The sequence below is a fragment of the Francisella frigiditurris genome (assembly GCF_001880225.1).
GTDB classification, from domain to species: domain Bacteria; phylum Pseudomonadota; class Gammaproteobacteria; order Francisellales; family Francisellaceae; genus Francisella; species Francisella frigiditurris.
This window is the reverse complement of record NZ_CP009654.1, coordinates 536,186-551,766: the sequence shown is the minus strand read 5'-3', so window position 1 is coordinate 551,766 and position 15,581 is coordinate 536,186. Positions and strand designations below refer to the sequence as shown.

The following is a 15,581-nucleotide window of genomic DNA, read 5'->3' as shown; positions in this document are numbered from 1 at the left end:
TATATCCTCAAACTATCTATCAATATCACCAAACACAATATCTTGTGTCGCAATAATTGCTGGAGCATCTGCCAACATATGCCCAGAAAGCATCTCATCCATCGCACTAATATGCGCAAACCCTGGAGCTCTCATTTTAAGTCTATATGGCTTATTAGCGCCATCAGACTTCAAATAAACACCAAATTCACCCTTTGGATGCTCTGTACCAACATAAACCTCTCCTTCTGGAACACAATACCCTTCAGAAAAAAGTTTAAAATGATGAATAAGCTCTTCCATATTATTTTTCATACCATCTCTAGTCGGAGGAGCGACCTTATAATTATCAGAAATAACCCTTCCTTCATTCACTCTCAACCAATCGATACACTGCTTAATAATCTTATTAGATTCTCTCATTTCAGCCATTCTCACAAGATATCTATCATAGCAATCACCCGTAGCTCCGACAGGTATATCAAACTCTAATTTATCGTAAACTTCATATGGCTGCATCTTTCTTAAATCCCATGCAACACCACTTCCTCTAAGCATCGGACCAGAAAAGCCTAGTGCTTTTGCTCTTTCTGCAGAAACAGTACCTATATCAACCGTTCTCTGCTTCCAAAGTCTATTATCAGTCAGCAAAGTATCTATCTCATCTAAAGACTTTTCAAAACCTTTAACAAAGTTATCTAAGAAATCAAGCATACTGCCTTCCCTAGCCTTATTGATTTTCTTAGCCTTTCTCTTACTTGTAAATCTACTTTCTTTATATTTAGGCATTTCTACTGGCAAATCCCTATACACTCCACCAGGTCTAAAATATGTAGCATGCATACGAGCACCAGAAACAGCCTCATAGCAATCAAACAAATCTTCTCTAACTCTAAATGCATACAAGAAAATTGTCATCGCGCCCAAATCTAGACCAGAAGCTGCAACCCATAACAAATGGTTCAACAATCTTGTCATCTCCGCAAACATCACTCTAATATACTGGGCTCTTTCAGGAACTTCTATTTCCAAAAGCTTTTCTATCGCCATGACATATGAATGCTCATTACACATCATAGATACATAATCAAGCCTATCCATATAGCCAATACTTTGATTATACGGCTTAAATTCAGCTAACTTTTCAGTACCCCTGTGTAACAAACCAACATGAGGATCCGCCCTAACAACCATCTCCCCATCTAATTCCAAAATTAGTCGCAATACACCATGAGCAGCAGGGTGAACTGGACCAAAATTTAACGTGTAATTCTTATATTCTGCCATACTCAAAAATCCACATTTATTTACGAATAACTCTAGGAGAGTTTACTCTATCATCTATTTCAACAGGCTCATAAACAACCTTTCCTAGGTTTTCATCATACCTCATCTCAACATAACCTGTTTGGGGAAAATCTTTTCTTAAAGGATGTCCAACAAAACCGTAATCTGTAAGCACTCTTCTTAAATCTGGGTGATTCCTAAAGTAGATACCAAACATATCATAAACTTCTCTTTCCGCCCAATTCGCTGAAGGCCAAATATCAGAAACAGAATCAACCAAGATTATTTGAGCATTCTTAAGCTTACACTTAACCCTTATACGAACATTCTTCTTAAAGCTCAATAACTGATATATCAACTCAAATCTATCGTCCGCATCAGCATTTCTAGTAGCTTGCTTTCTTCCCCTAGAAAATCCTGCTTGAGAAACAACATTACCAGTATCCCAATCGGCTTTACCATAAGTAAGATAATCAACCGCCGTAATATCAGTTAACTGCTCAAAAGAGTATCTCTTCCTAAGAGCATCTAACACTAAATAAATATCTCTTTGATCACTTATAGAGATATTTATTTCCTTATTTGCAATATAGCAAGAAACTGCCCAACCTTTAAACAGGTTAGAAATATTATCCAAATGTGTTTGCAAAGAATTACTCACAATTACTTCCTCGCTATAGTATTGGTTCGAATTATTTTATTTTGAAGCTGAATAATTCCATAAACTAGAGCTTCAGCTGTTGGCGGACAACCTGGAACATATATATCAACAGGAATAATTCTGTCGCACCCTCTCACAACCGAATAAGAATAATGATAATATCCGCCACCATTTGCACAAGATCCCATAGAGATAACCCATTTTGGATCAGGCATCTGATCATACACCTGTCTCAATGCAGGAGCCATCTTATTACAAAGAGTCCCAGCCACCAACAATACATCAGATTGCCTAGGACTTGGTCTAAAAACAACCCCAAACCTATCTAAATCATACCTCGAAGCTCCTGCGTGCATCATCTCAACTGCACAACAAGCCAAACCAGTTGTAACCGGCCATAAAGATCCTGTTCTAACCCAGTTAATCAAAGCATCAGCACTGGCCGTAATAAAGCCCTTATTCTCGCCACCTACTCCCATTCCAAAGCTCCTTTTTTCCAGCCATAAATAAGACCAAGAAACAAAACTACTAAAAATATTATCATTGCAACGAACGCACCATTTGAAATAGCTGGAGAATCTACGCTAGCTCTTATGTTTATTCCCCATGGAATAATAAATGCCAATTCTAGATCAAGAACTAAAAATAAAACTGCCACCAGATAAAATCTAACATCCAACTTTTCTCTTGCATCACCAAAAGTAGGGAAACCACACTCAAAGGTTTCTCCCTTGCTTTCACTCGGTTTATTAACACCAACTATAATGGACAAGATCTTACCAATCATAGCGAATGCAACACCTATAGCTACCGAAATAATTAGAAAAATTAAAATTGGAGCAAATTGCTCGTAGACACTATTTGCCATAAGCCAAATCAATATATACACAATTAATACGCAAATGATAACATAATTAGGAACCAACTACAAAGTTAGTAGTAAATAAAAAGCCGCCAAAGCAAGTACCTAGAAGCTTCTTAGGAAGCTTAAAATATATATAGATAAAATCTAGCTTGCTACTATTTTTTTTTCTAATACAATAATTTCAATTAAATTATATAATTAAAACTATAAAGTGACTCAATACAAAATCTTTGACAACAAATACATAAAGGACTTTATAACATCAGATAACAAAAATACTCCTTGCTACATCTATGACACAACCCTCCTAAAAGACACTTTCCATGCTGCATCCAAGGCTTTAAATAAAAAGTTTAACAATGCGTATATTCATTACGCAATAAAGGCAAATACTCATCCCAAAATAATAGAATTAGCAAAAGAATATGGCATGGGAATAGATTGTGTAAGTAGCGGAGAAATACTACAAGCATTAGATAGTAAAATCCCCCCTAGCAATATTGTATTTGCAGGAGTTGGCAAGACCAACCAAGAAATAGATATTGCTTTAGAAAAGGATATTTTTAGTTTCAACTGTGAATCTATCCAAGAAATCGAAGTAATTAATGAGAGAGCTAAGGATAAAAATAAAATTGCTTCTATTTGTATACGAATAAATCCAAATATTGACGCAAAAACTCACCATTATATCAGTACTGGACAATTTGATGATAAATTTGGTGTATCTTTCTCAACTACTACTGAGTTTCTACAAACTCAACTAGAAAAACTTAAAAATATTAAATTTATTGGCTTACATTATCATGTCGGCTCCCAAATATTAGATAAGGCTGTATTTGAGTCATTAGCTAATACAGTCAATGAGCATTTTGAAATTTTACTTAATATTGGAATAAAAGTTGAACATATTAATTTTGGTGGCGGACTAGGAATAGACTACATAAACCCAAATCAAAACCCTATAGTTGATTTTAATAATTATTTTGGAACTTTTGTAAAAGGATTTAAATTTAAGGACAATGTCCAAATACATTTTGAACTCGGAAGGTCTCTTGTTGCCCAATCAGGAATAATTGTTTCTAGTGTACTATTCAACAAAACGACTCACCTGACTAATTTTTTAATAATTGATGCTGGAATGACAGAGTTAATTCGCCCAGCACTTTATCAAGCAAAACATCATATTGAATCGCTCAGCATGAATAAAAAAATAAATAAATACCATGTCGTAGGTCCTATTTGCGAATCTAGCGATATCTTAGCTAAGAATATACAGCTACCAGAAACAAACAGAAATGATTTAATAGTAATATACTCAACTGGCGCCTATGCAAAAGTGTTATCAAGCCAATATAATTTGCGACCTAGCGCCCCTGAATATTTTATTTAAATCTTATAAGATTTGTTTTTAATCATTATTTTAACTAAAATTTCAAATAACTACCTTCTTACTTAAGATATATAAATGTCTAACAATGTAAAAACTATCGGTATCTTCACACTAGCCATGCTTAGTGTCTCAGCCATATTAAATCTAAGAAACATTCCCGTAATGGCATCTTTGGGGCTAGAGGCTATATTTTTTTATACTATTGCCACTTTATTTTTTCTAATTCCAACATCAATGGTTAGTGCCGAACTAGCAACAAAAATTCCAACTAATGGTGGAGTTTACTCATGGGTAAAAGCTGCCTTAGGAGAAAAACTAGGATTTATAGCTATTTGGCTTGAATGGTTTAATAACGTTATTGCCTATCCTGCAACACTAGTAACTATCGTGGCAACTTTAGTTTTTACGGGACTTCCATCCTTACAAAATAGTAAATCTCTAATGTTCTTAACCATGATGATCATATTTTGGGGATGTACTTTTTTTAATTTAAGTCAGATTAAGACTTCTACCAAATTAAACATTATTGGGGCATTATTTGGCACAATATTACCAGGAATACTAATTATAGGCTTAGGCGCGATATGGGTGCTTGCTGGAAATCAAAGCTCCATAAGTTTAAATGATCAAATAATACCCTCTTTTACCCCTTCAAATTTATCTTTACTAGTAATAGCATTTTCAAGCTATTCAGGTATGCAACTATTAGCCTTTCATGTCAAAAATGCCAAAAACCCTACCACCACAATCCCTAGAGCAATCTTGATTAGCGCTATAATCATTCTTTTTATTAGCACAATGTCAGCTCTAAGTATCGCCACAGTAATACCACACAATGAGCTAAATATAACGAATGGCGTCATTGATTCATTCTCAAGATTCTTCTCTATATTTCATCTAAAATTCTTAACACCTATATTAGCTATCTGTATAGTAATTGGTGCAACAGCAAGCTTATCAGCATGGTTGCTAGGACCTGCTAGATCACTCCTTGTAGTTGCTCAAGAAGGCTATTTACCAAAACCTTTAGCTAAACAGAATAAAGCAGGAATGCCTGTAAATATTTTATTATTACAAGGCGTTATTGGAACAATATTTTCTAGTTTGTATTTATTCACTCCAACATTACAGGATGCCTTTAGTCTACTCATAGCATTGACTTCACAATTTACTGTAATGATGTTTATTCTGATATTTATTTCAGCTATTAGATTAAAATACACACATCCTCATAATAATGGTTTTAATATACCATTTGGAAAACTTGGTGCGTGGATTATTTGTTTAGCAGGTATTACAGCATGTTCAATAGCTTTTGTGATGGGACTATTCCCTTCAAGCTCAATAAGCTCAACAATTTCGATTCATGAATATCTTACATACATGCTTATAGCGGATGCCATAATAATAGGCATACCTCTAATATGGATAACTTACAAAGAAAAAACCAAACAAAAATAGTAAACTACTGCTTAACCCATACTAATTTATCTGTCTCAAAGCCAAGTCCTTTTGCTTTTTTTACAAAATCTTCTTTAACCGAGTCTGGTACAGTTGGAGTTCTAGATAACAACCATAAATAATTATAATTATTACCTGCAATATATGCATATTTATAACTATCTTCTAAATCAAATATTACATAAGCTCCATAGAACGGTTTAAAGAAAGAAACTTTCAAGTAGCCAACATCATCTTTTTCAACAAACTTAGCAACCCCTTTAGCATAAGTTCTTTGCTCAGTTATAGGATTAACTCCACTATTAACAACTTCTATTGTTCCATCTGAATTTAAGCTATATTCTGCATAAACCTTAATCAACCCTTTCTCAAAACTATTATCAAACCTAGCGATTTCATACCACCTACCTAAATAATTTTGAGGATTGAAATTTTCCACTGGCAGAATGTTATCTGGCTTATGAACACAACCAACAAGAAAAAGAGTAATCAACAACATAAAAAATCTTTTCATAATACAAATATAAAAATTAACATCAATAAGCTATATAATATTTGTAGCTAAAATATAACTCAATAATTATCTACTATGGAATTAGATTACTTTGGCTTCATGGATAAGCCGAATATAGCTGATTATAAGCTATTTCTTATAAGTGGCGATGAACCATTACAAAAACATAATATTATTGAGAAAATAAATAATTCTTTTAAAGAAAAAAATTATGAAATAGCTCGCTATGATATTAGTGAACAAAACCATGATGTTTTATACCATGAAGCAGATAGTTTAAGTCTATTTAGCATGGACAAATTCATCCAATTCACTCTAGATAAACCGCCTCTGAAAAATCTACAAAAGGCTCTAGTAGACAATCTTTGTAAGCCTAGTGATAACTCATACCTTGTTATCTTCAGCGGGTTAAAAAAGCAAAATCTATCTACTAAATGGTTTCAATCATTAAGTCAAAATGCCATACATGTACACATATATGACCCAAATATAAATGTAGCGATAAGAATAATAAAAAGCGAAATACTTAAAGAAAATGAGCTATCACTTTCTGATGAAGCTATTCAGATGCTAGCACAAAAAACTGAAGGTAATTTAATTGCTACAAAACAAATACTAAAATTATTAGGAAGACAGAATCAGAAAACCTTTGATGAACAAACTATAAAGCCATTTTTACATGAGCACACAAACTATAACGTTTTTGACTTATCTGACGCTATCATTGAACAAAAAAAAGCAAAGGCTCTAACTATATTAAACCACATACTCTTAGAAAGAGATAAAGCTACTCTTATACTATGGACACTCAAAAGAGAGCTTAGAATAATTTTCCAACTACAAGAAACTAACCCTTCTTATCATCAAAAAGTATTTAGAGAGAATAATATATGGCCGTCCAAACAAAAATATTATTCATCATTAATAAATAGAGTTCATAATCAAAACATTATCTTAAACCTACAAAAGTGCCTTAATACAGACCTTTGTATAAAAGGAGTAAAAAAAGGAAATGTAAAAATAATGCTCAATGAAATAGTTTTCGATTTAATTAAATAAGAAATATTATAGTTATTTCAACTTGCCAAATTTTTCTTCAATATCTTAAAACAGTTAGCCAAAATTCAGCAAACACATTTTTTACTGCTTTGTCTAGAAAACAAACTTTACGCAACTTTTTCAAGAGTTGGCTTAATACCCTCATAAGCACTAGCTACAGCAACTCCATTCATTGGAATAGAGCTTGTAATATTAATATCTATTACTTCTATAATATTTGCTAATTTCTTTATGATTTTTTCTATTTTAATTTCTGTACTATGAACCACTAAATTAAAATGTGAAATCCCTTTATTTGCAGTTTCAAAAACCGTCATTTGCTCTATATTCACGCGATTACGTGACAATATAGATGAAATTCTTTGTAATACGCATAGAGTATTTTCCGTATTTATTGCAATAAAATAAATATTCTCGTTCATAATCTATTACTCCTCTATTCCTAATCTGGTATCACTGATAGAGGCTCCTGCTGGAACCATTGGAAATACATTTTCCTGTTGCTCAACCACTATTTCTAACAAATAAGACTCATCTGAGCTTAACATCTCATCTATAGCATTAGATAAATCTTTTCTTTCAACAACTTTTTGTGCTCCAATATCATAGGCTTCTGCTATTTTTATGAAGTCTGGAGAACTTATTTTAGTATATGAATATCTTCCATCAAAAAACATTTCTTGCCACTGGCGAACCATTCCAAGAAAACTATTATTTAAAATAACTATTTTAAGATTTATATTTTCTTGCTTAAGAACTGCTAGCTCCTGAATATTCATCTGGAAGCCACCATCACCAACAACAACTATAACTGTTTTTTTATCTTTAACTCCCATTTTTGCTCCAATAGCTGCAGGAAGAGCAAAGCCCATAGTTCCTAAGCCACCTGAACTAATATGGGAGTTAGTATCCATAAATCTATAATATCTAGCTGCTATCATTTGATGCTGGCCAACATCAGAAACTATAACAGCCTCGCCTTTAGTCTTTTCTGAAAGAAGATTAACTACTTCTGCCATTTTTAACTGACCATCTTTCGGCTTTGTTTCATTCTTTATTATAGCATCAACTTCTTTTTGATACATTTCTGAGAAAAGCTTATGCCAATCTTCATGAGAGTTTTTACACACATATGGAGTAAGAGCCAATAAAGCTTCTTTTGCATCCGCATGAATAGGAACATCAACCACAACGTTTTTGTTGATCTCTGAAAGATCTATTTCTATATGTATAATCTTCGCATTTGGTAAATAGTTATTTAAATCACCAGTAACTCTATCATCAAATCTCATACCTACAGCAATAACAACATCAGCTTCATTACATAAAACGTTAGCTGCATAGTTACCATGCATACCCAACATACCCTTATATAAAGGATGCTCAACAGGAAAAGAAGACAATCCCAATAAAGTACTAACTACTGGAAGACTTGCTTTCTCTGCCAATGCAAGCATAGCTTCTTCAGCACCAGATAACATAACACCGTGTCCGGTTATCAATATTGGTTTCTTTGCATTATTTATAAGCTCTGAAGCTTTTAATACACTATCCATATTCATAACAGGTTTTCTTGTCCATTTTGAATTAGGAGTGCTTTCTGCTTCTTTATACTCCATCATTCCAACCTGCGCATCTTTTGTAACATCTATAAGAACAGGTCCTGGACGACCACTTTTAGCTATTTCAAAAGCTTTCTTAAATATATAAGGAATTTCATTAGGATCCGTAATTTGATAATTCCATTTAGTCGCTGCGACAGTCATTCCTATAATGTCAGCCTCTTGGAAAGCATCTGTTCCTAAAAGAGAACTAAAGACTTGTCCTGTAATACAAACAACAGGAACTGAATCTATTTGAGCATCCGCTATTCCTGTAATAAGATTTGTAGCACCAGGTCCTGAAGTAGCAATAGCAACTCCTACTTTCTCAGTTGCCCTTGCATATCCAACTGCGCCATGAATCGCAGCCTGTTCGTGCCTTACCAACACATGGTGTACGGTATCATGTGCATCATGTAAAGCGTCATATGTAGGCATGATTGCTCCACCTGGGTAACCAAATACGCAATCAACACCCTCTGCTTCTAAGCTTTTTACTATAGCTTGTGAGCCGGTAATTTGCATTTATTATTCATCCTCCACTAAATTAGAGATATTATTCATTCTCTACACTATTTTTCTAGCCTTAGAGATTTTAGAACTCATCAGCTGTTATAAAAACTTATAACACTCATTCTGCATTTTGTGTAAATATTTTTATATGAGTTTTACAGCGTTAATTGTAATAAAAAGAAGCTACTTTTCTTAGCTTTTAAAAAAAGTATATCGTTTAAAATAATAAAATAAAGAAAAAACTATAAATCAAGTAAAATTAGTCTAAATCAGTTACACATCCCTGAGATGCTGAAGAAACTGTCATAATATATTTTTTCAACGTTCCTCTAGTAGCTTTATATGCGGGAGCTTTCCACTTAGCTTTACGCTTAGCTAATTCTTCATCTGATAAATCAACATTTATAACATTCTTCGTTGCATCAATTGTAATTTTATCTCCATTCTCAATTAAAGCTATCACACCACCTTCTTGAGCCTCTGGTGCAATATGACCAACAATAAACCCATGAGAACCTCCGGAAAAACGTCCATCTGTTATCAATGCCACATCTTTTCCAAGGCCCGCTCCCATTATCAGAGAAGTTGGCTTTAACATCTCAGGCATACCAGGACCGCCCTTAGGCCCTTCATAACGTATAACTATTACATCACCTTTTTTAACTTGACCTTTCTCTACTGCTTTAACCATATCTTCTTCTGAATCGAAAACATTAGCTATACCTGTAAATACTTCACCTTCTTTTCCAGTGATTTTAGCTACTGAACCTTCAGGGGCAACGTTACCTTTCAATATCTGTAAATGACTTGTTTTCTTTAACGGATTGCTTAATGGTCTAACGATTTCATTATTTTCAGGTAAATCAGCAACTTCTGCTAAATTTTCAGCCATAGTTTTACCAGTAACAGTCATACAGTCGCCATGAATCATACCCTCTCTTAGAAGCATTTTCATAACAGCTGGAGTTCCACCTATAGCGTGTAAATCTGCCATAACAAACTTTCCACTTGGCTTGAAATCCGCTAGTAATGGAGTCTTATTAGCTATTTCTTGGAAATCATCAATATTTAAATCCACACCTACAGAACTAGCTATCGCCAATAAGTGAAGCACAGCATTAGTAGATCCACCAAGTACTGTAATTACAACCATAGCATTCTCAAATGCTTTTCTAGTCATAATATCTCTTGGTTTTAAATCAAGTTCTAATAAATTTTTAATAACCTCACCAGCTCTATCACATTCTTTAACCTTCGCAGGAGATGTTGCTGGCGTAGATGAACTAAATGGTAAGCTCATACCCATAGCTTCTATAGCACAAGCCATAGTGTTTGCAGTATACATACCACCACAAGCACCCGCACCAGGACAAGCCTTTTTAATAGTTTCTACACGTTCCGACTCTGTAATACTACCAGCAAGACATGCACCATAACTTTGAAAAGCTGTTACGATATCTATAGGTTGCCCACGAAGAACTCCCGCCTGAATAGTTCCACCATATATAACAAAACCAGGGCGATTTAGACGACCCAACGCCATCATACATCCAGGCATATTCTTATCACACCCAGGAATAGAAACTAGACCATCATACCAATGCGCAGACATTACTGTCTCTATAGAATCAGCAATTAAATCTCTAGATTGAAGAGAGTAGCTCATTCCATCCGTACCCATAGATATACCATCACTAACACCTATAGTGTTAAATCTCATACCTTTTAAATTAATTGCCTCCACACTGTTTTTAACAAACTGTGCTAATTGGTTAAGGTGCATATTGCAAGTATTACCTTCATACCAAACACTTGCTATACCTATTTGAGGCTTACTCATATCTGTATCAGTCATACCAGTACCATATAGCATAGCCTGAGATGCCCCTTGAGATTTATCTTGCGTAAGAACCTTACTATATTTATTTAAAACTTTATCTTTACTCATTATTTTACCCTTTAATGTTTATGGATATGCAATATTATATGCATCTATAAATGCTTCAACAGAAGCCTGAATAATATCCGGAGATACTGCTTTACCTATAGTCTTTATGCCAGCTTTATTTAGGCTCATCTCAACATAAACAACCGCATCAGCCCCTTGTCCCCTAATCTTAACCTTATAATCAGTCAATTGATAATCAATACTGCTTGGACACGCCTTTCGTAAGGCATTTAATACAGCATCTACTGGACCAACACCTATACTTGAAGCAAAAAATTTCTGCCCATCTATTTTTACAATCACCTCTGCTTTAGATTGCTGATCTTGCTCAACAGCCACTTTAAAAGATTCAACCTCAAGCACATCGCTACTTGTACGATCAACCATTTCTGTAGCATCTTGAATAACGTCCTGCAAATCTGAAATATAAATTGCCTTTCCTTTAGCTAAAAATCTTTCAATCTGCTCTCTAACTCTAGTAATGAAGCTTTCATCATAATTAGCTCCGAAAACTTCAGCCAATACTTTCTTAATTTCCTCGATTGTAGGTAACTTATCAAATATAACCTGACTTTGTTCTACAAATATCATCATCTTATTATCAAAGAACTTACTATCATATAATTTGTTAAAATCTCTTTCATTAGGATAAATAATTGGTGGCTGAATTGCTGATTTAAGCACAACGCTAGGATCTTTAAGCCCTTCTCCAGAAAGCACGCACACAACGGTATCGCCTTTTCTGATTTCACCATTTTTATGCTTTTTAAGTAAATGTGCTACTGTTGATGCTGAAGCCACCTCAACAAATAAACCCTCTTTTGTAGATAGAATATATTGAGCCTCTAACATCTTCATATCAGTAACTGAAGATGCTTCACCAGCTGTATTATAAATAGCATCTATAGCCTTATCTCCATCTATCGGATATGGAACAGCTATTGCCGTTGCTATCGTATCTGCTCTAGTTAAGGCTTCTACTCTATTTTGATTTTTCTCAAAAGCTCTTACTAAAGTATCTGCTCCAGTTGACTGAACACCTGTTAATCTTGGCATTTTATCAATCAATCCAAGCTCATTATACTCAGTAAAACCTTTATAATAGGCTGTCATATTAGTTCCGCACCCAATTGGAATAATTACCTCATCTGGCACTTGGAAAAGCATTTGATCAACTATTTCAAATGCTGCTGTCTTCTGACCCTCCACCCTAAATGCATAATCGCCTGCCAAGAAGAATTTCTTAGATTTAGCTATATCATAAGCTAGTTTAGCTGCATCATTATAGCTTCCTTTCACCTGAATGATTTTCCCACCAAAAGACATAACTTGTGCTAGCTTTGACATTGAAACACCTTCAGGTACTATAATAAAACAAGGCATTTTCGCAGCTGCCGCATAACAAGCACAAGAAGCCGCCATATTACCAGTTGAAGCAAGTATAATACCTTTTGCTCCCAACTCTTTAGCTATCGTGATATCAACAGCTGATCCTCTATCTTTAAACGATCCTGTTGGATTTTTACCCTCAACTTTAAAATATAGTTCTATACCCAGCTCTTTTCCAATCACCTTACTTTTAATTAGAGGTGTTGCATTTTCTCTTAAAGAAACAAAATTAGCTGGTTCTTTAATTGGCATTAATGGCAAGTATTTTGATAAACAAGGAACCGCCTGCGTGAAATAATCTAAATTAATTTTGCTTCTAACTTTTACCATATCCATTTGCACTTCCCACGGAGTACTCTCCCCAGCAAATACAAAATCATCTGTAGAAACTTTTTCTTTAGTAATAAAATCTATTATTTGATACATATTAAATAACCTTTAAACAATCTTTTAAAATAGAAAGTTCATAATCGAACTCTAAATACTGCTCATTATAATTAACTGTTGTATGTTCTTAAATAGTTAATTGCTCCCAGCCCACATATTTTTTATAAAAACCGTGAAACATTTAGACTAAATCATTATCAATTCATTATTTATGGGATATAATAAAATCCTTTTGATAAAAAAGATTCTTTCTATTATGTTGCTTAAAGAAATTTTGAGATTCACTGATGATAATACTGAAGACAGAAATGAAGCGCCAACGCTTGAAGCTATTGGTATTACACAAGAAGTTCTAATTGGTGTAGATAAGTGGGCCAGATCAAAAACTAATTATGGAAAACCTGCAAGCTATATACCTGAGCTTTTAAAATATGATATAAAAAATACAGCTCTTGCAGTTGGAGATTTGCACGGTAATATTTTAACTGCAGGGAACGCCCCAACCTTTAAAGCTAGTATCCAATCTGTTGTGAAACCATTTCTGTATGCTTATGCTTTAGAAAAAGGGACTCCTCCTGATGAGATTTCTTCTATTGAAGCTACTTCTTTGCAATTTAATATAGATAAAGTATTGCAACCAAATTCTGGAATAACTAGACCTGGTCACCCTTTAAATAATGCTGGGGCAATTTCTTCTGCTGGAGCTATAGAAAACTTCAATGATTTTTTAGGGTTCATGAGAGAACTAACCGGCTCTCCAGATTTAAATATAATAGAAGATATTTATCTTTCTGAAAGCTCTACTAATTATAATAATCGTGCAATGATGTATCGCCTAGTAGATACTGGCAGATTTAAATCCGCAACTCGTGGCATCAAGGCTCTAGATAACTATACTAAAGCTTGCTCTATTGGACTAAATGTCTCTGAATTACTTCAAGCAGCTCTTGTTTTTGCTAGCGGTGGTGTAAAGAATGGAAAAAGACTTATAAGCCAAAATAATGTTGTTCGTGCTATTAATGTTATGAACTCTTTTGGTTTATATGAAAATACAGGCGCGCTATCATTATTAGCTTCTGGAACAAGAGCCTTGTCATGTAAAAGTGGTGTTGGTGGATTCATTATTAACATAGATCCATTTAGAGGAGCAAGTTGCTCGTATAATCCTTTATTAGATGTTTCAGGAAATAGTGTTTATGGAAAGTTAACTCTTGTTATTTTAAACCATCTACTATCATCTGCTCATGCTATGAGGCTAGATGATCAAGAAACTCTTAGACTACTTTCTTGTGAGTATGAAGTCTCTATTGAAAATAAATATTTCTGCTATGGCTACAAAGCCGAAAAAATAGACATAGATAACCCTTTATAACTCAATCCTCTTATTGCTTTTATTTACTTAGTTGTATATCTTTGCTTGAGATAGCAAGAAATTCCTTATGGATTAAAAATGAATAGCAAATTAGCAATAGCTCTTGAAAAATTTATATTTGGCATACGTTGGTTACAAGCACCTATTTATATACTATTATCTTTCATTCTTATAGCTTTTATCTATGAGATATTTAATGAATTAAAACATCTATTCATGTCTTTATCTTCATTTAATGGAGAAAAGTTAATAATTCTAACTTTAACTTTATGTGATGCTGTTTTAGTGGCGAACTTAGTAGTTATAGTAATAATTAGTGGATATGAAAATTTTGTTTCTAAAATAAACATGAGAAAACAAAATGGTCAACCCTTATGGATTAAAAAACTATCTCCAAATGCTGTTAAAATAAAGATCGCAGGATCGATAATTGCTATCTCATCAATATCTTTATTAAAAAAGTTTTTAGAAATATCTCAAACGACAGATAGAGAACTTTTATGGGGCACAATAATTCATATTGTTTTTGTATTATCAGCCCTATTAATAGCTATCACATCTTATATAGAAGGTAAGTCTCATAAACCTAGTTATGATGAAGATTAACACCAGGCAAAATAAGAAGATTATTTATCTTTAATATTCTTAATTAATACCACATTATTCGCAGGAGTTCCTTGAGAAACTAAATAATATCCTGCTGATGAATTAGTATCTATAGCTGACTCTACTTTACACTCTCCGGATGCATCACAAGAAGAAATCACTCCAGAGTCTTTAGGATCTCTTAATTCAACTTTAGCTGATCCAAAAACAGGATTAGAATAACTTAAAAATGCCACATTTTGATTTTTACTATCTTTTAATGGGAAAGATATATTATTTGAAAATAAACCTGCGTCACAGCTTGTTTTGACAGTTTTACCATCATTACTAATTACTTTACAGCCATCTGTAACTTTTTCCACCGTTCCAATACTTATATTACCACTATCAACTTTCGTAGTGAAAGCTTCTGTAGCATTTGAAATAGCTGGTAAAAGTAAAGTCACTGTTGCAATACCTAAAATTTTCTTTTTCATATTTATTTTCTCCTATTTAACTCATAGACAATATTGTCACTATTTATTGTAAGATGAGCTGCCAATTTATAGC

General features: G+C 33.7%; 15 protein-coding genes and 1 pseudogene. 5 read left to right on the top strand and 11 right to left on the bottom strand.

Going from position 1 to position 15,581, the window contains the following annotated elements:
• Positions 1–12: 12 nt before the first annotated feature.
• Genes KX01_RS02815 through ndhC form a run of 4 tightly spaced genes read right to left on the bottom strand, consistent with a single transcriptional unit; the run spans position 13 to position 2,795 of the window.
• Entirely contained in the window at positions 13–1,266 is a 1,254-nt protein-coding gene (locus KX01_RS02815) for an NADH-quinone oxidoreductase subunit D (protein WP_071663549.1), read from the bottom strand.
• 16 nt (positions 1,267–1,282) lie between these two features.
• On the bottom strand, positions 1,283–1,927 hold the full coding sequence (locus KX01_RS02810) for a complex I 30 kDa subunit family protein (protein ID WP_071663548.1): 645 nt from the start codon (positions 1,925–1,927) through the stop codon (positions 1,283–1,285).
• A 2-nt stretch (positions 1,928–1,929) separates the two neighbouring features.
• Positions 1,930–2,406, bottom strand: coding sequence for a NuoB/complex I 20 kDa subunit family protein (locus KX01_RS02805; RefSeq protein ID WP_071663547.1), 477 nt, complete (start codon positions 2,404–2,406; stop codon positions 1,930–1,932).
• A complete protein-coding gene (ndhC, locus tag KX01_RS02800; RefSeq protein WP_071663546.1) occupies positions 2,397–2,795 on the bottom strand; it encodes an NADH-quinone oxidoreductase subunit A in 399 nt (132 codons plus the stop codon). Before ndhC ends, KX01_RS02805 begins: the two co-directional genes overlap by 10 nt.
• A 208-nt stretch (positions 2,796–3,003) precedes the next feature.
• On the opposite strand from ndhC, the gene lysA reads away from it, so the two are divergent.
• Positions 3,004–4,182 carry a diaminopimelate decarboxylase gene (lysA, locus tag KX01_RS02795; RefSeq protein ID WP_071663545.1) on the top strand — a complete coding sequence of 393 codons (1,179 nt, stop codon included), beginning with the start codon at positions 3,004–3,006 and terminating at the stop codon, positions 4,180–4,182.
• Between the two features lie 75 nt (positions 4,183–4,257).
• Entirely contained in the window at positions 4,258–5,643 is a 1,386-nt protein-coding gene (locus tag KX01_RS02790) for an APC family permease (protein WP_071663544.1), read from the top strand.
• A 4-nt stretch (positions 5,644–5,647) separates the two neighbouring features.
• Here the strand turns inward: KX01_RS02790 and KX01_RS02785 are convergent, their stop codons facing one another.
• Positions 5,648–6,142, bottom strand: a complete 495-nt coding sequence (locus tag KX01_RS02785) for a lipocalin family protein (protein ID WP_408606607.1) — start codon at positions 6,140–6,142, stop codon at positions 5,648–5,650.
• A gap of 90 nt (positions 6,143–6,232) precedes the next feature.
• On the opposite strand from KX01_RS02785, the gene holA reads away from it, so the two are divergent.
• Complete coding sequence (gene holA, locus KX01_RS02780) at positions 6,233–7,216, top strand: DNA polymerase III subunit delta (protein WP_071663542.1); 984 nt, start codon at positions 6,233–6,235, stop codon at positions 7,214–7,216.
• Between the two features lie 107 nt (positions 7,217–7,323).
• On the opposite strand, the gene KX01_RS02775 is transcribed toward holA, so the two are convergent.
• The 5 genes and pseudogenes from KX01_RS02775 to thrC form a co-directional block, all read right to left on the bottom strand.
• Positions 7,324–7,638: an ACT domain-containing protein gene (locus KX01_RS02775; protein ID WP_071663541.1), complete on the bottom strand. Its 315-nt coding sequence runs from the start codon at positions 7,636–7,638 to the stop codon at positions 7,324–7,326.
• A gap of 6 nt (positions 7,639–7,644) precedes the next feature.
• Positions 7,645–9,342, bottom strand: a complete 1,698-nt coding sequence (ilvB, locus tag KX01_RS02770; protein WP_071663540.1) for a biosynthetic-type acetolactate synthase large subunit — start codon at positions 9,340–9,342, stop codon at positions 7,645–7,647.
• 247 nt (positions 9,343–9,589) lie between these two features.
• Positions 9,590–11,278 (bottom strand): dihydroxy-acid dehydratase, encoded by a 1,689-nt coding sequence (gene ilvD, locus KX01_RS02765; protein ID WP_071663539.1) that lies wholly within the window; start codon positions 11,276–11,278, stop codon positions 9,590–9,592.
• A gap of 18 nt (positions 11,279–11,296) precedes the next feature.
• Positions 11,297–11,665 carry an alpha-isopropylmalate synthase regulatory domain-containing protein gene (locus KX01_RS09600; protein ID WP_332245030.1) on the bottom strand — a complete coding sequence of 123 codons (369 nt, stop codon included), beginning with the start codon at positions 11,663–11,665 and terminating at the stop codon, positions 11,297–11,299.
• A 363-nt stretch (positions 11,666–12,028) separates the two neighbouring features.
• A pseudogene (gene thrC / locus KX01_RS09595) lies at positions 12,029–12,919 on the bottom strand (threonine synthase); the annotation flags it as partial.
• A gap of 391 nt (positions 12,920–13,310) precedes the next feature.
• On the opposite strand from thrC, the gene KX01_RS02755 reads away from it, so the two are divergent.
• The gene (locus KX01_RS02755) at positions 13,311–14,426 is read left to right on the top strand and encodes a glutaminase (protein WP_071663537.1); all 1,116 of its coding nucleotides are present in this window, start codon (positions 13,311–13,313) and stop codon (positions 14,424–14,426) included.
• A 78-nt stretch (positions 14,427–14,504) separates the two neighbouring features.
• Positions 14,505–15,032: a TIGR00645 family protein gene (locus KX01_RS02750; protein ID WP_071663536.1), complete on the top strand. Its 528-nt coding sequence runs from the start codon at positions 14,505–14,507 to the stop codon at positions 15,030–15,032.
• A gap of 20 nt (positions 15,033–15,052) precedes the next feature.
• On the opposite strand, the gene KX01_RS02745 is transcribed toward KX01_RS02750, so the two are convergent.
• Positions 15,053–15,508, bottom strand: coding sequence for a hypothetical protein (locus KX01_RS02745; RefSeq protein WP_071663535.1), 456 nt, complete (start codon positions 15,506–15,508; stop codon positions 15,053–15,055).
• Positions 15,509–15,581: the final 73 nt, after the last annotated feature.

Coding starts and splice junctions, on each gene's coding strand:
- KX01_RS02815 (WP_071663549.1), bottom strand. CDS start 1,266: ATGGCAGAATATAAGAATTACACGTTAAATTTTGGTCCAGTTCACCCT.
- KX01_RS02805 (WP_071663547.1), bottom strand. CDS start 2,406: ATGGGAGTAGGTGGCGAGAATAAGGGCTTTATTACGGCCAGTGCTGAT.
- ndhC (WP_071663546.1), bottom strand. CDS start 2,795: ATGGCAAATAGTGTCTACGAGCAATTTGCTCCAATTTTAATTTTTCTA.
- KX01_RS02790 (WP_071663544.1), top strand. CDS start 4,258: ATGTCTAACAATGTAAAAACTATCGGTATCTTCACACTAGCCATGCTT.
- KX01_RS02785 (WP_408606607.1), bottom strand. CDS start 6,142: ATGTTGTTGATTACTCTTTTTCTTGTTGGTTGTGTTCATAAGCCAGAT.
- holA (WP_071663542.1), top strand. CDS start 6,233: ATGGAATTAGATTACTTTGGCTTCATGGATAAGCCGAATATAGCTGAT.
- KX01_RS02775 (WP_071663541.1), bottom strand. CDS start 7,638: ATGAACGAGAATATTTATTTTATTGCAATAAATACGGAAAATACTCTA.
- ilvB (WP_071663540.1), bottom strand. CDS start 9,342: ATGCAAATTACCGGCTCACAAGCTATAGTAAAAAGCTTAGAAGCAGAG.
- ilvD (WP_071663539.1), bottom strand. CDS start 11,278: ATGAGTAAAGATAAAGTTTTAAATAAATATAGTAAGGTTCTTACGCAA.
- KX01_RS09600 (WP_332245030.1), bottom strand. CDS start 11,665: ATGGTTGATCGTACAAGTAGCGATGTGCTTGAGGTTGAATCTTTTAAA.
- KX01_RS02755 (WP_071663537.1), top strand. CDS start 13,311: ATGTTGCTTAAAGAAATTTTGAGATTCACTGATGATAATACTGAAGAC.
- KX01_RS02750 (WP_071663536.1), top strand. CDS start 14,505: ATGAATAGCAAATTAGCAATAGCTCTTGAAAAATTTATATTTGGCATA.
- KX01_RS02745 (WP_071663535.1), bottom strand. CDS start 15,508: ATGAAAAAGAAAATTTTAGGTATTGCAACAGTGACTTTACTTTTACCA.